Raw genomic sequence first — 24,678 nt, forward strand, 5'->3', positions numbered from 1 at the left:
CGCGTCATCGTGCGGCCTCCGCGAGCCGCGGCACGATCCGCTCCGCGGTGTGGGCGAGCGCGAGGGCGGAAGGGAACGCGAGCGCCTGTGCCTCGGCCTTGTCGATCGCGAGGTAGGCACCCCGGCGCACGGCCGGGAGCCGCGCGAACAACGGTTCGGCCTCGAAGGCCCGCCTCTGCTGAACCGATTCGTAACTGATCAGCACGATGTCCGCGTCGAGCAGGTCGAGCCGCTCAGGGCCGACCGCCGCGACCCCCTTCGTCGTCGTGGACAGCAGCCGGGTGACCTTCTCCGAAAGACGCAAACCGAACTGCGCCAACGAAACCGCCAGCACGTCCTCGGGTGTGTTCTTGGTGTACACCTGTCCCCCGCTGCTCACCGAACTGCAGCTGAACGTCTTCCCGGTGAGTCCGGCGGTGTCCCTGGCCGCGGCGATCTTGGCGAGCGTTCCGGTGATCAGCTGTTCGGCAAGGGACTCTTTTCCGAGCGCCCGGCCGATCCGCCGGGTGGTGTCCTGCCACGGGTCGAGATTCGGGCCGGTGACGTAGCCGAGCACGGGCGCGATCCCGGTGAGCCGCTGGTACCCGGTTTCGAGGTAGTAGTCGCCGACGGCGAGGAACAGATCCGGCCGCAGGGCGGCGAAGCGTTCCAGTGGACGGTCCGGTCCCGCGCGGATCAGCTCGGGACGGGCGGCTCCGAGCAACGGCGCGACCCACGGCTGGATCCGCTCCGGGGTCGACGTTCCCTCCTGCATGGCCACCGGGACGACGCCGAGCGCAACGGCGGCGTCGGCGTCCTGTCCGAAGCCGAGCGCGATCACCCTGGCCGGCAAGCGATCCAACGTCGTGGCTCCGAGTTTTCCTTCCAGCCGCACCGAAAACCCGCCCGATGGGGCGGAGTCATCCGGCTTTCCGGGCGTACAACCGGCGAGCGCGAAACCCGCCGTTCCCACCAGGAAGGCACGCCGGCTCGGCCGGCCGGGTAGGTCCATCTGCTGCATCTACGCACTCCACGAAGTCGGACACGGAAACGGAGGTGCTCCCGGATCACCCCGGCGCGACATCGAGGTGACGGCAGGCGCGACCTACTTAGGTAAGGCTGCCAAAACATCGGTTGTTGCGCCAGTCATACGTCTGCTGTTAGGTTGAATCCTGCCCGCAATCGGGCGTGCTTCCCTTGCGAAAGGCTCACTGTTCGAGCCGATGCAGCGACGGTCGGGTTCCGGGCTTCGGCGGCTGCATGTTTTCGACGTTCGTCATCCACGCACTTGGGGGTGCAAGTGAACGAGGCCGCCGAAAGTACCAAGCCCCGCTATCAGATTCCTTCCGCTCGACGCGGATCCGTCGTCGACGACGAGGATTTCGCCGTGCTCAGAACGGTTCTGCAGAACGATCTCGCGTTGACGGCGGGTCCGTGGCGGGACCGGTTCGAAGCCCAGTTCGCCGCCTACACCGGTTCCCGGTACGCGTTGTCCGTCACCAGCGGCACCGTCGCGCTGGAAATCGCCATCCGGCTGCTCGACCTCCGGCCCGGCGACGAAGTGATCGCGACCACGCAAACGTTCCAAGCATCGATCCAGCCGCTGCTGGCCTCCCCGGCGAGCGTCCGATTCTGTGACGTGGATCCCGAAACGCTCAATCTCGACCCACGCAAACTCGAAGCGCTGATCACGTCGCGGACCAGGGCGATCATCCTGGTGCACTACGGCGGGAATCCGGCCGACATGGCGGAAATCTGCGCCATCGCGGCCCGGCACGACGTACTGGTGCTCGAAGACTGCGCCCACGCACTGGGCTCGGGCTATCGCGGACGGCGGCCCGGTTCCCTCGGCGACATCGGCACGTTCAGTTTCCATTCCTCGAAGAACATCACCACCCTCGGCGAGGGCGGCATGATCACCTTCGACCGCGACGACTGGGCCGTCCGGGTGGACCGGATCCGGTCGAACGAGGTCGACATGGTCGCCGGACCGGTCAGCGGGATCCTCGGCTCACCACCGGAAACACTGCCCTGGATGAAGTTCTCCGAAGCGGTGTACCGGGAATCGGTCACCGGGATCCACGGCGCCGGGACGAACGCGACCCTGTCCGAGGCCGCCTGCGCCGTCGGCACCGTGCAGATGCGGAAGCTGCCGGCACTGGTCCGGCGACGGCAAGAGATCGCAGCCAAACTCGACGAGGTACTCGGCGGACATCCACAGATCCGGCTGCCGCTCGTCGATCCCGGCAACGAACATTCGTACCATCTCTACACTTTCTTCGTCACCGGAGGCGACGAAGCCCGGCACGCGCTCGTACGGGCGCTCGATCGTCGCGGCGTCGAGATCCAGTTGCGCTATTTCCCCTTGCATCTCACGCCGGAATGGCAGTCCCGCGGGCATGGCCCCGGAGAATGTCCTGTGGCGGAACGAATCTGGTTCTCCGAGCATATGAATCTCCCGTGCCACCCCAGTCTGACCGACACCCAGGTCGCGCTCCTGTGCTCCGCGCTCCGAAGCAGCCTCAACGAGGTCTTCGGCAGGCGAGCCGTTCTGAGCCACAGCTGACCTGATCCCGCACGAAAGATCGGAGCGCGCTCCGCCATGCCCTACATCCATGTCCAGATCCTGGAAAACCGGATCACCGAGGAAACCGAGCCGAAACTGATCGCCGCGATCACCGACGCGGTGGTCGGCACCTACGGCGAAGAAATCCGTGAACACGTGTGGGTGGTACTGGACCCGGTACCCGCGCACCGCTGGGGGCTCGGCGGAAAACCCGTCGCACCCCGGCCTTCCTGACCGGCGCCCTTCCGAACAGCTGGGAGTACTGGTGAAATTCGGCTTGAACTTCTTCCCCGTCTTCTCCCCCGACCGCAAAACGGCGGGCGACTACTACCGCGAAGTCATCGATCTGGCCGAGCGGGCCGATCGCGCGGGACTCGAACACGTCCAGACCGTCGAACACTACGGATCTCCTTACGGTGGCTACAGTCCCGACCCGGTGACCCTGCTCGCCGCGATCGCCGCCAGGACCGAGCGGATCCGGATCACGACCGGCGCGGTGATCCCCGCCTTCACCCATCCGCTCAAACTGGCGGGCAAACTCGCCATGCTGGACAACCTTTCCGGCGGACGGCTGGACGCCGGTTTCGGCCGCGGCTTCCTCCCGGACGAGTTCGACTGGTTCGGCGTCCCGATGGACGAAAGCCGGCGCCGCTTCGACGAAGGCGTGGACGCCTGCCGTCGCCTTCTGTCCGAAGTGGACGTGAAGATCGAGGGCGAGTTCCACAGTTTCGGCCCGGTGACGCTGTTGCCCCGCCCGGTGCAGCGGCCGTACCCGCCGTTCTTCGTCGCTTCGGCCTCGAATCCCGAGTCGTGCGCCGCCGCGGGCGCCGCCGGCCATCATCTCCAGGTGGTCCCGTCGATCGTCAGCCAGGAAACGCTGACCGACATGATCCAGGGCTACCGCACGGCGTGGGCGTCCTCGGGACGACGGCCCGAGGACGGCCGCATCCAGATCAAGTACACCTGCTATCTCGCCGAGGACCGGGCGACGGCACTGGCCTGGGGCGAGAAGTTCGAGAACAACTACATCGAGCAGATGAGCGGCGCGATCGCCTCGTGGGCGTCGACCACGTCGGGCGCGTACCAGGGCTACGAGAAGCTCATCGAGAAGGTCCGCGCGTACGACTTCGAGAAGTCGTTGACACAGAACAAGGTTCTCGCCGGGACTCCCGACGACGTCGCCGGGCAGATCGGCTGGATCGCCGAGAACTTCGGCAGCGACCTCTCGGTCAGTGTCCAGCTGAGCCCCGGCTATCTCGACCACGAGCACGCCGTCCGCGCACTCGAGCTGTTCACCACCGACGTGGTGCCCCGCTTCGATGCCTGAGCCGGACACCGACGTCGTCGTGGTCGGGCTGGGCGCCTGGGGCTCGATGGCCCTGTGGCAGCTCGCGGCCCGTGGTGTGCGGGTGATCGGTGTCGAACGCCACGGCCGCGGCCACTCGCTCGGCGCGTCGCACGGCGGCAGCCGGATGTTCCGGGTCACCTGCCTGGAACATCCCGGCCTGGTACCACTGGCGCGCAGATCCGCCGAGCTGTGGGACCTGCTCGGCCGCCTGACCGGGAAACCGGTGCTGCACCGGTACGGCGGTCTCCTGATCGGCGCGCCGGATTCCGCGGTCGCGGGCGGAACGCTGGCCGCGGCCAGGGAGCACGGCATCGACGTCGAACCGCTCGGCCGCGCCCGGCTCACCGAACGGTTCCCCCAGCACACCGCGCTGGCCCCGGACGACATCGGCGTCTGGGAACCGTCGGCCGGGCTGCTCCGGCCCGAGGCGTCGATCCGGGCCGCGCTCGGCGCGGCGGAGACCGCGGGGGCGCGGATCTTCACCGGCACCGAGGTCACCGGGATCCAGCCGACCGACGACGGCGTCCTCGTGCACAGCCCGGCGAGGACCTGGCATGCGCGGCGCGTGGTGGTGGCGACCGGGTCGTGGCTCCCGTCGATGCCGACGCTGACACCGCTGCCCGGGCTCCGGGTGGTGCGGATGCCGGTCACCTGGTTCGAGCCCGAAGACGGCACGGATCGCTTCCGGCTGGCGGATTTCCCGGTGTTCATGCGGGAACTCGACGGCGGCACGGTGCTGTGGGGCTGCGGTGCGGATCCGCCTCACGACGTCAAACTCGGCCTGGAGCAGTTCGGCGCCGCCGCGGTCCCGTTCGATCCGCTCGACACCGACCGTTCGGTGACCCCGGCCGACTGGGCACCGTTGCGCGAAGTGCTCGCCGAGCATCTGCCCGGCCTGCGTCCGGAACCCTCGCGGGTGGCGGTCTGCATGCTCACGCTCACGCCGGACGGGCAGTTCGTGCTCGGCTCGCTGCCCGAAGCGCCGAACGTCATCGTCGCGGGTGGCGACAACGCGCACGGGTTCAAACACGCCACCGGGATCGGCGAACTGCTCGCGGATCTGGCCACCGACCGCGAACCGCGGATCGATTTCTCGTTCATGGACGTCAAGCGCTTCCGTTGACACGGGCATCTTCTGGAGGGAAAGCCGTGGACCTCGACATCTGCGGGCTCGGCGCCGTCTCGAGTATCGGCGGTGACCCCGAAACGATCCACGACGCGTTGTGCGCCGGGAAAAGCGGTCTCGGACCACTGCGCGTCTACGACACGACGAAATTCCGGTCGGGCACGGCCTACGAGATCGACGACCGGGCGGCCCCGGGCAAGGACGAACCCGGCCGATCGACGAAATGGCTGATCGACGCGATCGCGCAGGCGATCGCTGACGCCGGACTCGCCGAGTTGCCGGAGAACTGCCCGGTGCTGGTCGGCACGACCCACCGGGAGCAGCGCTCGATGGAACTGTGGTGGCGTGGTGAAGCGGCGGCGGATTTCGCCGATCTGCATTTCGGCACGGCGATCCGCGACCGGTTCGGCACGGTGGAGACGCACACCTTCGCGAACGCCTGCGCGGCATCGCTGACCGTGCTCGGCCTGGCCGCCGACCTGATCGCGGACGGCGAATGCGACACCGTCGTCGTGGCCGGGACCGACGGCCTGACCGAAGCCACCTTCGGCATCTTCGACCGGGTCCAGAGTGGTGTGCCGGGCGAAGTGCGCCCCTTCGCGAAGGAACGGCACGGGATGATGATGGGCGAAGGCGCTTCGGCGGTCGTACTCCGCCGGCCCGGACACGGCGGGCCGGTCGCGGCCAGGCTCCGGTCCGTCGCGCTCAACTGCGATGCCGACCATCCGACGGTGCCGGAGCCGGGCAGTGTCGCCCGAGTGGTGCGGCAGGCGCACGACCGCGCCGGGATCGGCGCCGGGCAGATCGACCTGATCGTGTTGCACGGCACCGGAACCGTCCGCAACGACCTGGTGGAGACCGGGATGCTGCACGACGTGTTCGCCGGTGCGAAACCGGCGCTCACCGCGATCAAGGCGTCGACCGGGCACACGCTCGGCGGCTCCGGTCTGCTGAGCCTGATCGTCGCCGCGATCTCGCTCCGCGAACGGCTGGCACCACCGATCCTCGGCCTCGCCGAACCGATGGACGAGGCGGAAGGGCTGGATCTCGTCCGCGACGAACCGCGGTACGGCGAGTTCCGGATCGCCCAGGTGGACGCCTTCGGGCTCAGCGGTATCAACGCCGTGGCGATCCTGGAGGCGGCGTCGTGACCGCCGTCGCCGTGACCGGGGCGGGGATCACCGTCGACGGACTGCGCGGACCGGCCGACCTGCTGGAGCCGTACCGGCGCCGCGAGGACGGCTTCGACCCGGAGACCGGATTGCGCGGCAGGTGGCTCCGGCACCGTGACCGGGCATCACGGCTGGCTTCCCACGCGGCCACCGCGGCACTGCGTGACGCGGGCCTGCTCGCCGAAGACGGTTCCTACCGCGGTGACTCACTCCGGACGGCGACCGTGGTCAGCACGAACACCGGGAACCTGGACAGCATCTGCTCGTTCCTGGACACGATCGCCGAAGAGTCCGCGAGCCTGCTGCCGCCGACCGGGCTGCCCAACACCTCCAGCAACGTGTCGGCGGGCTGGGTCGCCATCGATCACGGCCTGCGGGCACCCAACCTGACCCTCTCGAACGGTCCGACCAGCGGTCTCGACGCCTTGCACTGGGCGCGACGGCTGATCCGGTACGGCCGGGCGGACGCCGTCGTCGTCACCGGGGTCGAACCCGACAACCGCTATGTGCGCAAGCTTCTCGACGACAACGGCGAGACGCACTGGCCCGACGCCGCCGCGTCGGTCGTCCTCGAATCCGCTGACGTGGCCCGGCGCCGAGGCGCCCGGGTCCGGCTCGTGCTCGGCGGATACCGGCGGGCGGCCAGTGCGCGGGCGGCGGCCTCCGCCGTCCCGGACGAAGCCGCGGCGACCTTGGCCGAACCGGGAGTCCGGCCAGGCGACGTACTCGACCTTTCGGCTTGGGCGGGACGTCAGTCGGGGGCGCTCGGCGTCCTGCAGTGCGCCGCCGCGAGCGCACGGATCGACGGCGGCGAAGGCACCGCCCTCGCCGTGTCCTGCGGCCTCCCGGGTGCGGCGGCGGCCGCGATGGCGTTCGCCGGGCCGGGCGCCGGACAGACGTGAACGACCGAAATCGGGGACAACGACGAAGGAAGGGGCCTTCATGACCGGGAACAAGCTGATCGAGCCGGAGCTGGAAGACCTGCGGACCCTGGTGGCCCGCGTGCTGGAGGTCGAAGCCGCGGAGGTGACCGACGAGGCGAACCTCGTCGAAGACCTCGGTGTCGACTCGCTGCTGCTGCTCGAAGTCGCGGCGCGGATCCTGCAGCGCTACGGCATCCGGGTCGGCGACGCGGCGATCAGCGAGGTGGAGACGCTCGACGAGATCCATCAGCTGGTCCTCGCCGGGCAGAAGGGCTGACCGGGGATGACGCAGGACATGGACCGGTCCGACTGGCCCGGCTGGCCGGACGAGGCCGCCCGCCGGTACCGGGCCGTCGGCCACTGGCAGGGGACGACCTTCGGCGAACAGCTCTCCGGCTGGGCCGTCCGGTACGCCCACCGCGTCGCGCTCGTGGACGGCGACCGCCGGTGGACCTACGCCGCGCTCGACACCGCCGTCCGGCGCCTCATGACCGGTCTCATCGGGCTCGGGCTGAAACGCGGCGACAAGGTGATCGTGCAACTGCCGAACCGCGCGGAGTTCGTGCTGCTGTGGTTCGCGCTCACGCGGCTCGGGATCGTGCCGATCCACGCCATGCCCGCCCACCGGCGCAACGAGATCGCCCACCTCACGGCGATGGCCGAGGCCGTCGCGTACGTCATCCCGGACAGGCACGCGCGGTTCGACTATCGCGAACTCGCCGCCCGCGTGCGCGCCGAAGCCGGGATCCGCCACGTGATCGTCGCCGGTGATCCCGGCGGGCACGACGGCTTCCTCGCGATGGCGGATCTGCTCGACAACGAACCCGCGCCCGATCCCGTCGATCCGCCGCAGTCGGGTGATCTCGCCCTGCTGCTGCTTTCCGGCGGTACCACCGGCATGCCGAAACTGGTGCCGCGGACGCACGACGACTTCGCCTACAACTCCCGGCGGGCGGCGGAACTCTGCGAGCTGACCGAGGACTCGGTGTACCTCGCCGTGCTGCCCATCGCCTTCAACTACACGATGAGCTGTCCCGGCCTGCTCGGCGTCCTGCAGGCGGGCGGACGGGTCGTGCTCGCCCCGTCCCCCGGGGCGCGGACGGCGTTCGACCTGATCGAACGCGAGGGTGTCACCATCGCGGCCATCAACCCGCCGCTGGTGCCGCACTGGCTCGCCGAATTCGAACAGGGCGACACGGACCTTTCGAGCCTTCGCGTCCTGCAGGTCGGCAGTGCCCGGCTCGCCGACGACCTGGCGGCGGCGGTCACCAAGACCTTCGCTTGCCGTCTGCAGCAGGTGTTCGGCATGGCCGAGGGACTGCTGTGCCTGACCAGGCTCGACGATCCGGACGAGCTCGTGCACACCACGCAGGGCAGGCCGATCTCCGCGGACGACGAGGTCCGCGTGGTCGGTCCGGATGACGTCGAGGTCGCTCCCGGTGAGACCGGCGAACTCCTCACCCGCGGGCCGTACACCCTGCGCGGCTACTTCCGCGCGGCCGAACACAACGCGCGGGCCTTCACGGCCGACGGGTTCTACCGCACCGGAGACCTGGTCCAGCAGCTCCCGACGGGTCATCTCAACGTGGTCGGCCGGGCGAAGGACCAGATCAATCGCGGCGGTCAGAAGATCGACGCGACCGAGGTCGAAGGGCATCTCCTCGCCTGCCCGGGCGTGCTCTCCGCCGCCCTGCTTCCCGAAGCGGACACCGTACTCGGCGAACGATCGGTGGCGTTCCTGGTCTGCTCGGGCGAGCCGCCGTCCACGAGCACGCTCCAGACCTTCTTCCGAGACCGCGGTGTCGCCGCCTACAAGGTGCCGGACCGGGTCGCGGTGGTGGAAGAACTGCCGTCGACCGCGGTCGGCAAGATCGACAAGAAGGCACTCGCCCGCCGGTACCTCGGCTGATCCCGGTAGGAGGAAACGATGTTCTTCCCCTTCTCGGCCGAGTCGCCCGAACAGCTGGCGGCCGAAGCCGCCGTACTCGCGGGCCTGCCCGACCGTCTGCCTGCCCTCGCCGCCGAACTCACCGGACGGCGGCACGGCCCGTGGCGTGCCGTCGTCGTCGGCGAGGACCGGGACTCGGTGACCGGCCGCCTCCGCGCGGTCGCCGCCGGGGAATCCTCCAGCGGCACCGCCGTCGGCGAGGCGGTCTCGGCCGGGAACGCGGTCTGGGTGTTCTCCGGCCACGGTTCGCAGTGGCCGGGGATGGGCAAGGCGCTGCTCGACGGCGAGCGCGCCTTCGCCGAAGAGATCGACCACCTGGCACCGCTGATCAGCGCCGAAGCCGGTTTTTCCCTGTACGACGCGCTTTCCGGGACGGTGGACGGCATCGAGCAGGTCCAGCCGTCGCTGTTCGCCATGCAGCTGGGCCTGGCGGCGGCCTGGCGGGCACACGGCGCCGAACCGGCCGCCGTGATCGGGCACTCCATGGGCGAGACGGCCGCGGCGGTGGTCGCGGGCGCACTGTCCACAGCGGACGGTGTGGCCGTGATCTGCCGCCGGTCCCGGTTGATGCGGCGCGTCGCGGGCACCGGCGCGATGGCGATGGTCGCCCTGCCATGGGACACCGTCGAAACGGAACTCGCCGACGTGCCCGAGGTGACCGTCGCCGCGCACTCGGGCCCGACGTCGACGGTCGTCGCCGGTGGACGCGACCGGGTGCGATCCTTGGTGGACCGCTGGGCCGCGAGAGAGCTGATGGCCAAACTGGTCCCCGTCGAGGTCGCGTCGCATTCGCCGCAGGTCGAACCCATCCTGACCGAGCTCGGTGCCGAGCTGTCCGGCCTGCGCCCCGGACGCGCCCGCGTCCCCGTCTACACGACCGTGCTCCCCGACCCGACAGCCCCGGCCGCTTTCGACGCCGCCTACTGGACCGCGAACCTGCGCCGCCCGGTCCGCTTCAGCGCCGCCGTCCGGGCGGCCCTCGACGACGGACACCGCGCGTTCGTCGAGATCTCGCCCCATCCGCTGCTCGCGCACGCGCTGCGGGAGAACGCGGGCGACGGGAAGGTGGCGGTGCTCTCCAGCATCCGGCGGGGAGGTGACGCGCTGTTGCGTTTCCGGACGCAGGTCGGGGCTCTGCACTGCGCGGGTGCTCCGGTGCGGTTCTAGCGGCATCGAGCCTCATACGCCTGGCGAAGCTCTCGAGCTACGACCTCGGGCTCCGACCTGAGACGGCTGGGCAGGGTTTGCAGGACGGCGATCCCCGCCGCGGCGTATCTGGCGTTCCGGTCCAAGGTCTTCGCGTAGTCCTCCTTCGTGAAGTGGAAGTCGTAGGAGTCGATCTCCCAAGCGAGAGCGGCTTCCTTGAAGTAGCCGTCGGGTGTCGCGATGTACTCGCCGTTTTCGTCTCGGAGCTGGTGGTTCCAGAGCGGTTCGGGCAGGCCGGAGAGCCGCCAGACGCGCATCGCGTCGATTTCGGCGACAGATCGAGCCCCTTTGAGGACGTCGCGCAGCACCTGGCGTGGGATCGCCGTGCCACGATTGCTTCCCGCGTCGAGTTCCTCCAACAACTTCGCCGGGCTCAGCCCACCGGATTGCACCGCCTCGGTGAGCAAGGCCGAAATCGCGTTCGGTGAGCGGAGCCTTCTGCACAAGTCGAGAACGGCTCTGGCGAACGGCGCCACCGGAACACCATCGTCGAAGCGCCGTGGTGGCATCCGCGTCGTGCGCTCCACGATCACGAATCCGGAACTGCTGATCTTGTGTTCATGCGGGACCAGTAGATGCACACGGGTTGCTCCCGCGGGCACTGAGCGCAGCCCTCGGCGACGGCAGAGGGCAGCACCGGTGACCACGGCCTCCCGGCCGGCGTACAGCAACGCGGCGTCCACCAGCTGCCGATGATCGGGCTCGCCGCCACCGAGCAGGAGCACACCCGGCAGCAAGCGTCGCCAAGGACGGCCTGGCTGACAGCGCCGGTAGCAGGTCCTGGCAGGCACACCGAGCTCCACGAGCCGGGCGACGGTGATCACGCCACGGCGACTGTGCTGGTAGAGCCGCTCGGGATCGTCGGCCCATTCTCCGGTTTTCACTCCATGATCGTCCGGGCTTTCGATGACGTCTCGCCAGTGCCTCCAGCGATCTGTGGACAACTCGCCCCGTCAGCGCCGCCTGTGGACAACTCGCCGGATGTCCTGAAGGCCTCCTTTGAGACGTTGGATGTCTCAAAGGAGGCCTTCAGGACGCTCGCGTCAGGCAGGAGGAAGCGGAGGCAACGCCAACCCATCCAGCCAAGCATCGAAGAAAGAAGCAAGCGAACGCCCGGCAAAGCGTTCGGCGAGCGCCACGAAACCGTCGGTGGTCACCAGACCGTGCCGGTTCTCCACCGCCCAAGCCTTCACCAGTGGGAAGAAGACCTCGTCGCCGACGGTACAACGCAAGGCGTGCAACAAAAGCCCGCCGCGTTTGTACACCCGCTCGTCGAACATCCGCGCCACCCCGGGATCGGCGAGACGCAGGTCCGCGGGCTTCGCCTTCATCCGTGCGTGCCACGTCTTCGCCCACGCGTGCGCGCTCTGTCCGCCGGATTCCTCGGACCAGAGCCATTCCGCGTACGTCGCGAAGCCTTCGTTCAGCCAGATGTGCCGCCAGTCGGCGACGGTCAGGCTGTTGCCGAACCACTGGTGCGCCAGTTCGTGGACGACGAGCCGTTCGTGCGTGCGCCGTCCGTCCACGTGGTTGGCGCCGAAGATCGACATGCCCTGCGCTTCGATCGGGTCGTCGAGGTCGTCGTCGGTGACGACGATGACGTACTCGCCGAAGGGGTACGGCCCGAACAACCGCTGCAGCGACTCCATGATCTGGCCCTGCCGCCCGAAATCGCGCGAGAAGGCCCGGCGCAGGCGCGGCGGAACGGCGGCCCGCTGCGGGACACCGCCGGAGGCCAGCACGATGTCGTCGTACCGTCCGATTTGGACGCTCATCAGATACGTCGGCGTCGGCTCGGGCCGTTCGAAGACCCACTGAGTGGTGCTCGCGCGCGTGTACCGGGAGACGAGATTCCCGGTCACGGCCACGAGATACGGCGACGACGTCGTGAGCGCGACACGGTACGTCGCCTTGTCCGCCGGATGGTCGTTGCACGGGAACCACGACGGCGCCCCGACCGGCTGACTCGCGACGAGCGAGCCGTCGGTCAGTTCGTCCCAGCCGATGTCGCCCCACAGCCCCGGAAGCGGCCGCGGATTCCCGACGTAGTGGACCTCCACCAGGAACTCGCTGCCGAGCGCCAACGATTTCGCCGGCTTCACCTGCAGTTTGTGCGCGCGGCGCGTGTACTTGGCCGGTTTCCCGTTGACCAGCACCCGGTTGATCCGGAACTCGCCGAAGTCGAGCGTGAACCGTGACAGCGCCTGCGTCGCCTCCGCGGTGATGGCCGCGGCGGCCGACAACCGGTTGGGACCGATCTTGTAGTCCAGCTCCAGATCGTAGTGCCGGACCCGGTAACCGCCGTTACCGTGACGGGGCAGATAGGAGTCGCCGGAGGTTTCCGCGCCGGGCGAGGGCTGCGCGGATGCCTTCGAAATCACCCGGGAAGAACCCCGCTTTCCATTGTGTCTGTCTGTGAACCCGCGGCCGCGATCGACGTCGGCAGGGCGCTGGTTGGCAGAAGACCGTCACGGTGCGTGGACACGGCGCCCTGCCACCGCGATAGCGGGGCCTTCGGCCAGGGCGGGTTCACCCCTGTGGTCACCATTCCGAACGCACCTCAGCTCCGCCAGCCGTTCCTACTTCGTCCAGGCCGAGATGGGATTACCCAGCCAGCGCGAGTCGGCGGGAACCGCGTCGCCCCGGGTCACCAGGGAGCCAGGTCCGACGGTCGTCCGCGCGCCGATGCCCGCGCCAGGCAGCACGATACCGTGCGGCCCGAGCGTCGCTCCCTCGTCCAGGGTCACCGGCGACATCGTCATGATCCGGTCGTGGAACAGGTGCGTCTGCACGACACAGCCGCGGTTGATCGTCGCGCCGTCGCCGAGGCTCACCAGGTCCGACTCGGGCAGCCAGTACGTCTCCAGCCACACGCCGCGCCCGATCTTGACGCCCATGGTCCGCAGCCACGCCGGCAGCAGCGGCGTACCGCCGAGCGAACCGATCAGCCACGGCACGGCGAGCGCCTCGACGAAGGTGTCGGCGAGTTCGTTGCGCCAGACGAACGAGCTCCACAAGGGATGGTCGACCGCGCGGAACCGGCCGACCAGCAGCCACTTCATCGCGGTGGCGGTCAGCGCGGCGACGGCGCCGGCGGCGAGCAGCAGCGGCCCGCCGAGCAGCACCGCGACCAGGAAGCCGAAGGAGGACGCGAGCGCGAAGATCCCAGCGGCCACCAGCACGGTCAGCGCGACACCGCACATCACCGGCACGATGCGGCAGAGTTCGACGAGCGCGCGGGCCGCCTTCAGCCGCAGCGGCGGCGTGAAGGTGCGGCTCGTGTCGGCCTCGCCGACCGACCGGCGGACCGGCAGCGGCGGCATCCCGAGGTACGACGAGCCCTTCTTCGCCTTGAGCGGGGCCGACGACAGCACCCCGACCAGACCGCGTTTCGGCACCGAACGTCCCGGCGCCGCCATCCCCGAGTTGCCGAGGAACGCCTGCTTGCCGATCCGCGCCGGGGCGACGTGCAGCCAGCCGTGGCCGAGTTCGTAGGTGGCGACCATGGTGTCGTCCGCGAGGAACGCGCCACTGTCCACCTGGGTCATCTTCGGCAGCGCGAGCACGGTGGACGCCTCGACGTTGCGGCCGACCTTCGCGCCGAGCATCCGGAGCCACACCGGGGTGAACAGGCTGGCGTACAACGGGAACAGCCCTTCACGCGCCATGCCCATCAGCCGCTCGGTCGCCCAGACCTGCCATGCGACGCGGCCGTGCACCGGGTGGTAGCCCTCGACCATGCCGATGCTCAGCGAACGGACGCCGACGAGCACGAGCAGGGCGTACGTCAGGAAGTACGCGACGGTCGCGAGTGGCGTGAACAGCAGCGCCTGGTCGAGCGCGGCGCCCAGCGACGGCGCGCCGGCGATCGCGTAACCCAGCACCGCGACGGCGGGCAGGGCGGCGACGGCGGGCAGAAGCCCCAGGGCGACCGAAGTCACGCCGTAGACCGAAGCCCAGAACCGCGAGCGCGGCGGGCGGCTCGACGGCCACTTCAGCGCGTCCTTGCTGGCACGCGCGGCGGGCGCACCGGCCCAACGCTGCCCGGCGGGCACATTGCCACGGACGGTCGACCCGGCCGCGATCTCCGCGCCCTTGCCGATCCGCGCGCCGGGGAACAGCGTGCTGCGCGCGCCGATCCGCGCGTCGGCACCGATGCGGATCTTGCCGATGTGCACGAGATCGCCGTCCACCCAGTGCCCGGACAGGTCGACCTCGGGTTCGACGGCGGCACCGCGGCCGAGCTTCAGCATGCCGGTGACCGGCGGCGGGGAGTGCAGGTCGACGTCCTTGGCGATCCGCGCGCCGAGGGCCTTGGCGTACGTCGTCATCCAGGAAGCGCCCGCGACACTGTCCGCGCCACTGAACTCAGCGAGCTTCTCGGCGGTCCACAGTCGCAAGTGGACACTCCCGCCGCGCGGGTAGCTGCCGGGACGGACGCCCCGCAGCAGCAGCCGGGAGCCGGTCGCGGAGATCGCGATCCGCCCGGCCGGGCTGAACAGCGCGATCCACGCGACGGCGATCCACACCCAGTTCAGCGTCGGCGCCCAGGCGAACCCGGCCAGCGAAAGCACGTTCGACAGCGTCGCGGCGATCGTCGTCCAGCGCAGGCCGACGAGACCCATCAGCGGGATCATCAGCAGCGACTGGACGATCCCCGCCTTGCGGGGGGTGGGCGCGATGTCCCGGCGTTCGGTCTTCTCGCCGCTCAACGCGTCCAGCATCGACGCGAGCGCACCGAGCTTCGGGTTGGCGTAGATGTCGCTCACCGACACCTGCGGGTGCCGGGTGCGGATCCGCGCGATCAGCTGGGCGGCGGTCAGGCTGCCGCCGCCGTTGGTGAAGAAGTCGGCCTTCGGGTTGTCGACCGAGACGCCCAGGATCTCCGCCCAGCCTTCGGCGAGCCAGCTCTCCGTCGGCGACAGGCCGGACTTGGCGGCGTCCACAGTGGACAGCGGCCAGGGCAGCGCGTTGCGGTCGACCTTGCCGGAAGTGCGCGTGGGCAGGTCTTCGATCAGGGCAAGCAGCGGGACGAGCGCGGCGGGCAACTGCTCGCGCAGCCGGGTCGCGGCCTCGTCGTGGTCGAACCTCGTCCCCTCGGCGGGCACGACGTATCCGACGAGCACCTGGTTGCCCGCCTTGGTGCGGCGGACCGCGGCGGCGGCGCCCTGCACGCCGGGCAGCGCCTGCAGTGCGGCGTCGACCTCGCCGAGTTCGATCCGGCGGCCGCCGAGTTTCACCTGCTCGTCGAGGCGCCCGAGGAACAGCAGGCCCTCGGCCTCCGCACGGACCATGTCGCCGCTGCGGTACGCGCGGCGCCAGCCCAGCGAAGGCAGCGGCGCGAACTTCTCGGCGTCCTTCTCGGGGTCCAGGTAGCGGGCCAGGCCGACGCCGCCGATGACCAGTTCTCCGGTCTCCCCCATCGCGACCGGTTCGCCCGCCTCGTTGACGACGGCGAGCTGCCAGCCCACGAGCGGCAGGCCGATGCGGACCGGACCTTCTCCGGTCATCTGCGCGGCGCAGGCGACGACGGTGGCCTCGGTCGGTCCGTAGGTGTTCCAGACTTCGCGGCCTTCGACGGCGACGCGTTCGGCCAGCTCCGGCGGGCACGCTTCGCCACCGAAGATCAGCAGGCGGACGTCTTCGAGCGCGTCGGCGGGCCACAGCGCGGCCAGCGTCGGCACGGTGGAGACGACGGTGATGCCCTGCGCGACCAGCCACGGGCCGAGGTCGACGCCGGTGCGCACGAGGGAACGCGGCGCCGGGACCAGGCAGGCGCCGTGGCGCCAGGCGAGCCACATCTCTTCGCAGGACGCGTCGAACGCGACGGACAGCCCGGCGAGCACGCGGTCTCCGGGACCGATCGGCTCCTCGGTGAGGAACAGCTGTGCTTCGGCGTCCACGAAGGCGGCGGCCGAGGCGTGCGAGACCGCGACGCCCTTCGGCTTCCCGGTCGAACCGGAGGTGAAGATGATCCAGGCGTCGTCGGTCGGCGCGGGCGAGCCCTCGACGCCGCTCGGCGAGCCGAGGACGGTGATCGCGCCGCCGTCGGTGACGACCGCGGCGACGTCGGCCTCGCCGAACACCAGCTCGGCGCGCTCCTCCGGGTCGTCCGCGTCGACCGGCACATAGGCGGCGCCGACGGACAGGATCGCGAGGATCGCGACGTAGAGCTCAGCGGTGCCGGAGGAGATCCGGACGCCGACCCGGTCGCCGACGCCGACGCCGTTGGCGGTCAGCTTGCGGCCGTAGGCGTCGATCTCCTCGACGAGCTTGCGGTAGGACAGCGTGGTCTCGCCGTCGTCGATCGCGCCCGCGTTGGGGTGGCGGGCGGCGGTCTCGGCGAGGATGTCGATCAGGGTGCGCTCGCCCGCGCCGAGGCCGGACCAGAACAGGGCGCGGTCGGCGACCGGGGCGGGCGACGGCGCGACGGTGACGTCCGCGACGCAAGCGATCGGCCGTGAGTCGGCGGTCAGGGTCATCGGGAGATCACCACGGGCACGGCGGAACCATGGGCGCGCAAGCGCATCACACACCTTTCGCGAAGTGCGTCATTCGGGCTCGCTCTCCGAATGAGGCGCCCGCTAGCAGACCATCGACTTTACCGCAGGTGAACGACATATCTCGGGAGGGTCTCGGCAGAGTGTCGAAACTCACCGGTGGACACGCCGAAACCCGAGGTCATCGGCGTGTCCACCCTGTGAAATATTCACCTACATCGTGAGAAAATCAGCGCGCTTTTGGCTTACCCTGTGGTTTACCCGCCGCTTTACCACCGGCCTTGGGCTTTTGCTTCTTTTCCCGCACCCGGACATTCACCCGAACGGGGCTGCCTTCGAAACCGAAACGCTCACGGAACTTCCGTTCGATGAACCGCCGGTAGCCCGCCTCGAGGAAGCCGGTGGTGAACAGGACCAGCGTCGGCGGCCGGATACCCGCCTGGGTCGCGAACAGCACCTTCGGCTGCTTGCCGCCGCGCACCGGCGGCGGGGTCGCGGCGATGAGGTCGGCCAGCCAGCCGTTCAGCTGACCCGTGGGCACCCGCTGGTCCCAGGACTTCAACGCGGTCCGCAGCGCGGGCGCGAGCTTGCTCACCGACCGGCCGGTGAGCGCGGAGATGTTGACCTTGTCCGCCCACGGCACCCGCACCAGGCCGCGGTCCAGCTCACGGACCATGGCGTGACGGCGGTCCTCGTCGACGAGGTCCCACTTGTTGAAGGCGAGCACGCAGGCGCGGCCCGCCTCGACGACCATGGTCAGCACCCGCAGGTCCTGCTCCGAAAGCGGCTCGGCCGCGTCCAGCAGCACGATCGCGACCTCGGCCGCGTCGATCGCGGTCTTGGTCCGCAGCGACGCGTAGTACTCGGCACCGTTGGCCGAGTTGACCCGCTTGCGCAGACCGGCCGTGTCGACGAACCGCCAGGTCTCGCCGTCGAGCTCGACCAGCGAGTCGACCGGGTCGACGGTGGTGCCGGCGACCGAGTCCACGACGGACCGCTCCTCGCCGGAGAGCTTGTTCAGCAGGCTGGACTTGCCCACGTTCGGCTTGCCGACCAGCGCGACGCGGCGCGGGCCGGTGGTGGCGCGGTCGCCGTCGCGCGGCATCGACGGCAGGGCCTTGACGATGGCGTCGAGCAGGTCGCCCGAGCTGCGCCCGTGCAACGCGCTGACCGGGTACGGCTCGCCGAGGCCGAGCGACCACAGCGACGCGGTGTCGGCGAGCAGGCGGTCGTCGTCGACCTTGTTGGCGGCGAGCAGCACCGGCTTCTTCGAGCGGCGCAGCACCTTGGAGACGGCCTCGTCGGTGGCCGTCGCGCCGACACTGGCGTCGATGACCAGCAGCACCGCGTCGGCGGTGGCCATCGCCATCTCGGCCTGCGCGGCGACGGAGGCCTGCAGCCCGGTCGCGTCCGGCTCCCAGCCGCCCGTGTCCACCAGCGTGAACCGGCGGCCCGCCCAGAACGCGTCGTAGGCGACGCGGTCCCTGGTCACGCCGGGGACGTCCTGCACGACCGCCTCCCGGCGGCCGAGGATGCGGTTGACCAGGGTCGACTTGCCGACGTTCGGCCTGCCGACGACGGCGAGGACCGGCTGCGCGAGCTGCGCCTCCTCCTCGGCCTCGCCCGCGGCGATCTGCGCGTCGAGCGCGGTGAATTCGGATTCGTCGGACCAGGAGCCGTCGATCTCGCCGACTCCGTCAAGCTCTGTCATTTTCTCAATCCTGTCGCGTGTCTTGGAGCCCGTGCTCCAAGCGCCATTCGTCCAGTGCCTTCACGAGGTCCGCGAGCGCGATGCGAAGCCGCTCGGTTCCCTCCTCCAGCCCTGTCCTTCCCTTCCCGATCTCGGGAGTGAAAGGTTCGCCGACCATGATGTCGACGCGTGGCCGCCAACGCCGTTTGGCGCCGGCGGGTTTGTACGTCCCCCGAGTGGCGACCGGAACCACGGTCGCGTTCCCGGCGCGGACCAGGAAGGCCACGCCGCGCTCGAAGTTTTCGGCGTCACCGAGGCCGCGGGTGCCTTCGGGGAAGATCCCGACGGCGCCACCTTCCTCGAGCACCTTGACCGCCATCATCAGCGGTTTGCGGTCCACCGCGCCCCGTTTCACCGGGATCTGGCCCAGTTTCGGGAAGAACCAGCCGACGAAGCCCTTGAAGAGCTCCGCCTTGACCAGGAACGCCGTGCGCCGCGACAACATTCCGAACAGCAGCGCCGGTTCCGTCATCGAACTGTGGTTCGCCATGAACACCACCGGCCCGGACGCCGGTACCCGCTCGGCACCGTGCACCCGGACCCGGAACGCGGGCCGGACGAGGAATTTCGAGATCCCCCGGCCGAACGTGTGGATCGGGCCGCTCGCGCCTTCGGGAAGTCCCTTCGCGCTCACCTCGACGCCTCGGCGGGGCAGCCTTCGAGAAGACCGCGGTGCAGCGCGAGTTCCGCCAGCGCCACGATCACCTGGTCGATATTGAGCGCCGAAGTGTCCACCTCGACGGCGTCGTCGGCCGCGCGCAAGGGCGAAGCCGCCCGCGTCGAGTCGAGGCGGTCGCGCCGTTCCACCGCCGCTTTGGCGAGATCCACCGTGGACTCCCGGCCGGCGGCGGAGTCCTGCGCGCTGCGGCGGGCGGCGCGGACCTCGGCCGACGCGGTGAGGAAGATCTTGAGCGGGGCGTCCGGCGAGACGACGGTGCCGATGTCCCGGCCTTCGACCACGATGCCGCCGACGCGGCCGAGCACCTCGGCGATGATCTCGCGCTGCCGGGCGACCAGCAGTTCGCGGACGGCGGGGACGGCCGAAACCGGCGACACCGCGGTGGTGACGTCCGCGCCGCGGATCTCGGCGGCGACGTCTTCACCCGCCAGGGTCACGGTCGCTTCGTCCGGGCTGGTCCCGATGCCGAAATCGGCCTTCCGGGCGACGTCGGCGATCGCGTCCGGGTCGGTCAGGTCGGTCCCGGCGCGCAGGACGGCGAGGGTGACCATGCGGTACATCGCGCCGGTGTCGAGGTAACCGGCGCCGAGCTTCGTCGCGAGCTTCCGCGAAACCGTGGATTTCCCGGTTCCGGACGGGCCGTCCATCGCGACCACACCACGCAGGGCTCCCGCCACCGAAACACTCCTCAGCTCATCCGTCGCTCATCTGATCGACGTTCATTCTGCCTGGTGGTACGCGACACGCCTCAGCCGCCCACGGCGAACCGGTCGACGAGCATGCGGATGCGTTCCGCGCGCGCGTCCGCCGGGAGCCGCCTGCTGCGTTCGAGGGTGACCAGGCCGTGCAGGGCGGCCCAGAAGGTCTCGGTGTAGAGGGCGGGGTCGTCTCCACCGGCGACCGGGCCCACGACTTCGAGCAAGGCGCCGAACGCGTCCTTCAACGGCTCCGGACTGTCCGGGCTGGCGAAGCTCAGTTCGCTGGCGAGGGTGAAGATCGCGTCGTAGAGCGCCGGTTTGCGGTCGGCGAAGTCGAAGTAGTTGTCGGCCAGCCGCAGCAGAGCGTCTCGCGCACCTTCCTCCGCCACGGCCCCCTTCCGCATGTGGACGGCCATTTCGGTGCACCCTTCGAGCGCCGCGGCCGCCATGATCGCCCCCTTGCCGGAGAAATGGCTGTAGAGCACGGGCTGGCTGTACTCGATCTTCGCCGCCAGCCGCCGCGTGGTGACCGCGTCCCAGCCCTCTTCCTCCGCGATCTCACGGGCGGTGGTGACGATCAACTGTTCGCGTTGCGAGCGATCCCGCTCGCGCCGGGGGTTCGTGACCATACGGACATGCTAGCACCGCTAGACAAGCTAGCACTGCTAGCGCTAGTGTCGGCGTCGTTCCTAGCACTGCTAGCTTTTGGAGTCGGAGACCATGACCCGCACCAAGATCGCCTACATCCTGTCCGCCGCCCTCGTGCTCTTCGTCCTCTACTTCGGGAGTGGTTACGTGTTCTTCCCGGCGACCCAGACGGGTGGCTTCGGACTGCCGGTGATGCCGTCCGAGGGCGATCCGATCCTCGCGGTCAAGGGCGTCCGTGACATCGGCACCGCGCTCGTGGTGCTAGCGCTGATCCTGTTCCGGAACGCCCGCGCGCTGGGCTGGGCGGTGCTCGCGCTGGCGTTCATCCCGTTCGGAGACATGCTGATCGTGTTGACCCACAACGGTTCCGTCGGCGCCGCGCTCGGCATCCACGGCGCGACGTGCGCCCTCATGGTCGTGATCTCGGCGTTGTTCCTGATCCGTCCCGCGCAAAACGGACAGTGAGTTACTGTTGTTCACGTGAACGTCGAAGTGACCCCGCTCCCCGGAATAGGCGTCCGCAAGGACTTCGCCACCCGCAACGGCCGCCGTGTCGGGGTGGTGACCCATCGCGATGGACACGTCGAGCTGATCGTGTCCAAAACGGACGATCCCGACGCCTGTCTGGCGTCGCTTCCGCTCACCACCGACGAGGCGGGCGCGCTGGCGAACCTGCTCGGCGCGCCCCAGCTGGTCGCCCAGCTCACCGAAGAGCACCGGGACCTGCCCGGTATCAACACCAAGCAGCTGCCGATCAAGTCGTCGTCGCCGTTCGACGGGCGGACGCTGGGCGACACCGCCATGCGCACGCGGACGAGCGTCTCGGTGGTCGCGGTGATGCGGGCCGGTCAGGTCCACCCCTCCCCCACCCCGGACTTCAACCTCACCGCGGGCGACGTGCTCGTCGCGGTCGGCACCTCCGAGGGTCTCGAGGCCGCCGTCAAGATCTTGAAGTACGGCTGATCGCGGATGGATCACACCGCACTGTCCTTGATCGAACTCGGGGCGGTCTTCTTCGGGCTGGGCGCGTTGGGACGCCTCGCCGGGAAGATCGGGATGTCCCCGATCCCGCTGTACCTGATCGGCGGCCTGTGCTTCGGGCAGGGCGGGCTGATCCCGCTCGGCGACATCGGCGACTTCACCCATCTCGCCAGCGAGATCGGTGTGGTCCTGCTGCTGCTCCTGCTGGGCCTGGAGTATTCGGCGGCCGAGCTGTTCACCGGGCTGAAACGCTCGTGGGTGGCGGGCCTCGTGGACATCGTGCTGAACGCCGCGCCCGGGGCGATCGTCGCGCTCATCCTCGGCTGGGGGCCGATCGGCGCGATCGTGATGGCAGGCGTCACCTACATCTCGTCGTCCGGGATCATCGCGAAGGTGCTCGGCGATCTCGGGCGGCTCGGTAACCGGGAAACCCCGGTGGTGCTGTCGATCCTGGTGTTCGAGGACCTGGTGATGGCGCTGTACCTGCCGATCCTCACCGCGGTGCTCGGCGGGGTCAGCTTCCTCGGCGGGATGAAGGCCGTCGGGATCTCCCTGATGGTCATCACCGTGGTCCTGGTGATCGCGCTGAAGTTCGGCCGGTACGTCTCCGCGGCGGTGGACAGCCCGGATCGCGAGGTGTTCCTCCTCAAGGTCCTCGGCGCAGCACTGCTGGTCGCCGGTGTCGCTTCGGCGATGCAGGTTTCGGCCGCGGTCGGCGCGTTCCTGCTCGGCATCGCGATCTCGGGTTCGACGGCGGAGAACGCGACGCACATGCTCGAACCGCTGCGGGACCTGTTCGCCGCCGTGTTCTTCGTGGTGTTCGGGCTCAACACCAACCCCGCTTCGATCCCGCCCGTACTCGGCTGGGCGGTGGTGCTGGCGGTCGCGACCACGCTCACGAAGGTCGGCACCGGCTGGTGGGCCGCGCGGCGGCAGGGCATCGGGAAGATGGGCCGCGCTCGCGCCGGAGCCGCACTGGTCGCGCGAGGCGAGTTCTCGATCGTCATCGCCGGGCTGGCGGTGGCGGCCGGCGCGGTGACCGGCGAACTCGCGGCCCTCGCGACGGCGTACGTGCTGCTGATGGCGATCCTCGGCCCGACAGCCGCGCGGATCGTCGAACCGGTCGCCCGCGCTCTGCAGCGGAAGCCCTTCGGTTCGAAGAGCCCGGCCTCGCAAACCGGCTGACCCCGCCCCGCTCTGAGTGTCATGAAAGGGTCGTTCAGGACATATCTTGTCCTGAACGACCCTTTCATGACAGTGGCCTAGCCGCGCTCAAGCCCCGAAACAGTGGCAGGAGCGATCTGCGCCGGAGCCACCGGCAGCGCCGCCGGCACCGCCGACGGGCCCGCACCCGCGACGGGCAACGCCAGCGACGTCTTGCCCAGATCCACCGTGATCTTCGGGTACTGCGCCGGTCCCGAGATGAACGAGCCGTCCGTCCCGCCGATGATCAGCGCGAGCTGATGTCCCTGCGGGACGACGTGATCCGTGCTCGCCAGCCGGAACGTCATCGTGTACGGCTGCCCCGGCGTCAGCGGCGACTCCTGGCTCAGCGAACTGTGGTTGGCCAGATCCGCCCAGCCTCGGCTGATGATGTTCAGCCCCACGGAAACCGCGTCGGTGCTCGTGTTCAGGTAGCACGCGTCGTTGCCCGAAGCGCTCGAGCCCCAGCACGACTGGGTCAGCTCATTCTTGATGCCTTCCTTCGGTCCGGTGTAGTTCCGGATCGTCGCCGGACCGTAGTCCACCAGGATCGCCGAGAGCCGCGCAGTGGACGTCGACGGCGTCGCGGTCACAGTCACCTTCGCCGTTCCGGACACGTGAAGGTCCTTCGCCAGCGCGCCCGTGCTGAACAGCACTCGCCCGTTCGAAGTCTCCGTCGGCTTCGCGGCCCAGCTGTTCGAGGACTGACCGGAGGAGTCCGTGAACGACACCGTGCCCGTGCCAGGAGAGCTGCCGAGCGTGCCGACCCCCGGAGTGGTTCCGGACGCGGGGCGCAGGGTGACGGCACTGCCCGCGGGCCACGCCGGCTGGTCCACCCAGACATCGGGCTCGCGTTCCACGCTCGCGCTCGGGGTCTTCTCGATGCCGTTGTCCACGCCGAGCAGGTAGTGGTCGAACCACTTGTGCAGGGTGTCGACCCAAGCCGAGCGCCGGTAGTCGAACGGGTCGACGTGACCGGCCTGCGTCAGCCAGATCTTGCGTTCGACGTTCAGCGCTTCCCACCACTGCCCGAAGTTGATGGTCTTGACGTTGAGGTCGCCGAGACCGTGCGAAGCGAGCACGCTCGCCTTCACCTTCGATGCGCTCTGCACGTAGTCCCGGTCGAGCCAGAACGCGTTGTAGTCACCGTTCGACGTCGCGCCCGCGGTGAGTTTGCGGTTGGCCGCGCCGCAGTTCTGTCCGCCGTTGCGCTGCGAAACGGTCTGCGCGAGCCCGGCGGGGCTGCCTTGGCGCAGGTTCGCGCCGTCGGAACGGTAGTAGTCGTACCAGGAACTGATCGCGCCGATCGGCACGATGGTCTTGAGCCCCTCGACACCGGTCGCGGCGACACCGTTGGCCACCGTGCCGTCGTAGGACTTCCCGATCATGCCGACCGCACCCGTCGACCACGTCGCGTTCGTCCTCGCCGGACCGGTCGCCGTCGTGTAGCCGTTCGCCCGGCCGTTCAGCCAGTCGACCACCTTGCGCGCCGATTCGATGTCCGAGGGCCCGCCGATGTCGGTGCACCCGCGGGATTTGTTGGTACCGGCCAGATCCACCAGGACCACGGCGTACCCGCGAGGGACGAAGAAGTTGTCGTAGTAGAGCGGGAACCCGACCGGCCGGCCCGCCGAATCGTAGGTCTTGAGCTCGCTCTCGTTGCCGCGTCCGCAGCACGAGTAGTACGGGCTCGCGTCCATGATGACCGGAACCTTCTTGCCCTGCGCCGCCGGTTCCTTCGGGCGGATGATGTCGGCGGCGACCCGGTCGGAACGGCCGTCGCCGTCCCCGTCGAGCCCGATGTCCACCCAGGCCGTCTCGCGGACGGCCTGGGCGAAGTCGTAGACCGGTTCACTCGCCCGCGGTTTCGCCGCGGACTGCGGTGCCACGACCACGGCCGCGGCCACCGCCAAGATCCCTGCCAGCACAACTGTTTTCACGGTTGAGCCCT

At 69.5% G+C, this 24,678-nt stretch carries 21 protein-coding genes; 12 read left to right on the plus strand and 9 right to left on the minus strand.

Features of this window, described 5'->3' with window-relative positions:
• Positions 1 to 4: 4 nt before the first annotated feature.
• The gene (locus tag DMC64_RS29820; protein WP_125736212.1) at positions 5 to 1,000 is read right to left on the minus strand and encodes an ABC transporter substrate-binding protein; all 996 of its coding nucleotides are present in this window, start codon (positions 998 to 1,000) and stop codon (positions 5 to 7) included.
• A 279-nt stretch (positions 1,001 to 1,279) separates the two neighbouring features.
• On the opposite strand from DMC64_RS29820, the gene DMC64_RS29825 reads away from it, so the two are divergent.
• The 9 genes from DMC64_RS29825 to DMC64_RS29865 are packed head-to-tail and all read left to right on the plus strand — an operon-like array spanning position 1,280 to position 10,229.
• A complete protein-coding gene (locus tag DMC64_RS29825; RefSeq protein WP_125736213.1) occupies positions 1,280 to 2,545 on the plus strand; it encodes a DegT/DnrJ/EryC1/StrS aminotransferase family protein in 1,266 nt (421 codons plus the stop codon).
• A 36-nt stretch (positions 2,546 to 2,581) separates the two neighbouring features.
• Positions 2,582 to 2,779, plus strand: coding sequence for a tautomerase family protein (locus DMC64_RS29830; RefSeq protein ID WP_037348177.1), 198 nt, complete (start codon positions 2,582 to 2,584; stop codon positions 2,777 to 2,779).
• 31 nt (positions 2,780 to 2,810) lie between these two features.
• Positions 2,811 to 3,872 carry an LLM class flavin-dependent oxidoreductase gene (locus tag DMC64_RS29835; RefSeq protein WP_125736214.1) on the plus strand — a complete coding sequence of 354 codons (1,062 nt, stop codon included), beginning with the start codon at positions 2,811 to 2,813 and terminating at the stop codon, positions 3,870 to 3,872.
• Positions 3,865 to 5,016, plus strand: a complete 1,152-nt coding sequence (gene solA, locus DMC64_RS29840) for an N-methyl-L-tryptophan oxidase (RefSeq protein WP_125736215.1) — start codon at positions 3,865 to 3,867, stop codon at positions 5,014 to 5,016. The genes DMC64_RS29835 and solA overlap by 8 nt, the downstream gene beginning before the upstream one ends.
• A gap of 26 nt (positions 5,017 to 5,042) precedes the next feature.
• The gene (locus tag DMC64_RS29845; RefSeq protein WP_125736216.1) at positions 5,043 to 6,170 is read left to right on the plus strand and encodes a beta-ketoacyl synthase N-terminal-like domain-containing protein; all 1,128 of its coding nucleotides are present in this window, start codon (positions 5,043 to 5,045) and stop codon (positions 6,168 to 6,170) included.
• The gene (locus DMC64_RS29850; RefSeq protein ID WP_199755137.1) at positions 6,167 to 7,093 is read left to right on the plus strand and encodes a beta-ketoacyl synthase N-terminal-like domain-containing protein; all 927 of its coding nucleotides are present in this window, start codon (positions 6,167 to 6,169) and stop codon (positions 7,091 to 7,093) included. Before DMC64_RS29845 ends, DMC64_RS29850 begins: the two co-directional genes overlap by 4 nt.
• 40 nt (positions 7,094 to 7,133) lie before the next feature.
• Entirely contained in the window at positions 7,134 to 7,391 is a 258-nt protein-coding gene (locus tag DMC64_RS29855) for an acyl carrier protein (protein WP_037348165.1), read from the plus strand.
• A gap of 6 nt (positions 7,392 to 7,397) precedes the next feature.
• Positions 7,398 to 9,023, plus strand: a complete 1,626-nt coding sequence (locus tag DMC64_RS29860; RefSeq protein ID WP_233629863.1) for a (2,3-dihydroxybenzoyl)adenylate synthase — start codon at positions 7,398 to 7,400, stop codon at positions 9,021 to 9,023.
• Between the two features lie 18 nt (positions 9,024 to 9,041).
• Complete coding sequence (locus DMC64_RS29865; protein ID WP_125736217.1) at positions 9,042 to 10,229, plus strand: acyltransferase domain-containing protein; 1,188 nt, start codon at positions 9,042 to 9,044, stop codon at positions 10,227 to 10,229.
• Here DMC64_RS29865 and DMC64_RS29870 read toward each other — a convergent pair.
• The 7 genes from DMC64_RS29870 to DMC64_RS29900 form a co-directional block, all read right to left on the minus strand.
• Entirely contained in the window at positions 10,226 to 11,152 is a 927-nt protein-coding gene (locus tag DMC64_RS29870; protein ID WP_233629864.1) for a hypothetical protein, read from the minus strand. The genes DMC64_RS29865 and DMC64_RS29870 overlap by 4 nt on opposite strands.
• Before the next feature lie 159 nt (positions 11,153 to 11,311).
• Complete coding sequence (locus DMC64_RS29875; protein WP_125736218.1) at positions 11,312 to 12,649, minus strand: M1 family metallopeptidase; 1,338 nt, start codon at positions 12,647 to 12,649, stop codon at positions 11,312 to 11,314.
• A 198-nt stretch (positions 12,650 to 12,847) separates the two neighbouring features.
• Positions 12,848 to 16,750, minus strand: coding sequence for a Pls/PosA family non-ribosomal peptide synthetase (locus tag DMC64_RS29880; protein ID WP_125736219.1), 3,903 nt, complete (start codon positions 16,748 to 16,750; stop codon positions 12,848 to 12,850).
• 247 nt (positions 16,751 to 16,997) lie between these two features.
• A complete protein-coding gene (gene der, locus DMC64_RS29885) occupies positions 16,998 to 18,479 on the minus strand; it encodes a ribosome biogenesis GTPase Der (RefSeq protein ID WP_125736220.1) in 1,482 nt (493 codons plus the stop codon).
• A gap of 4 nt (positions 18,480 to 18,483) precedes the next feature.
• A complete protein-coding gene (locus DMC64_RS29890) occupies positions 18,484 to 19,152 on the minus strand; it encodes a 1-acyl-sn-glycerol-3-phosphate acyltransferase (protein ID WP_037348151.1) in 669 nt (222 codons plus the stop codon).
• Positions 19,149 to 19,853 carry a (d)CMP kinase gene (gene cmk / locus DMC64_RS29895; RefSeq protein ID WP_199755147.1) on the minus strand — a complete coding sequence of 235 codons (705 nt, stop codon included), beginning with the start codon at positions 19,851 to 19,853 and terminating at the stop codon, positions 19,149 to 19,151. Before cmk ends, DMC64_RS29890 begins: the two co-directional genes overlap by 4 nt.
• Positions 19,854 to 19,945: 92 nt before the next feature.
• Positions 19,946 to 20,524 carry a TetR/AcrR family transcriptional regulator gene (locus DMC64_RS29900; protein WP_073844424.1) on the minus strand — a complete coding sequence of 193 codons (579 nt, stop codon included), beginning with the start codon at positions 20,522 to 20,524 and terminating at the stop codon, positions 19,946 to 19,948.
• 91 nt (positions 20,525 to 20,615) lie between these two features.
• Here DMC64_RS29900 and DMC64_RS29905 point away from each other — a divergent pair, with 91 nt between their 5' ends.
• From DMC64_RS29905 to DMC64_RS29915, 3 genes are read left to right on the plus strand one after another with little or no spacing between them, the layout of a single operon-like run.
• Positions 20,616 to 21,008, plus strand: coding sequence for a DUF4267 domain-containing protein (locus DMC64_RS29905; RefSeq protein ID WP_125736222.1), 393 nt, complete (start codon positions 20,616 to 20,618; stop codon positions 21,006 to 21,008).
• Between the two features lie 15 nt (positions 21,009 to 21,023).
• Complete coding sequence (locus tag DMC64_RS29910) at positions 21,024 to 21,506, plus strand: cation:proton antiporter regulatory subunit (RefSeq protein WP_125736223.1); 483 nt, start codon at positions 21,024 to 21,026, stop codon at positions 21,504 to 21,506.
• 6 nt (positions 21,507 to 21,512) lie between these two features.
• Entirely contained in the window at positions 21,513 to 22,709 is a 1,197-nt protein-coding gene (locus DMC64_RS29915; RefSeq protein ID WP_037348144.1) for a cation:proton antiporter, read from the plus strand.
• 77 nt (positions 22,710 to 22,786) lie between these two features.
• On the opposite strand, the gene DMC64_RS29920 is transcribed toward DMC64_RS29915, so the two are convergent.
• Positions 22,787 to 24,655, minus strand: a complete 1,869-nt coding sequence (locus DMC64_RS29920; RefSeq protein WP_125736288.1) for a Xaa-Pro dipeptidyl-peptidase — start codon at positions 24,653 to 24,655, stop codon at positions 22,787 to 22,789.
• Positions 24,656 to 24,678 lie beyond the last annotated feature (23 nt).

This window comes from Amycolatopsis sp. WAC 04197 (genome assembly GCF_003947475.1).
Classification (GTDB): Bacteria; Actinomycetota; Actinomycetes; order Mycobacteriales; family Pseudonocardiaceae; genus Amycolatopsis; species Amycolatopsis japonica.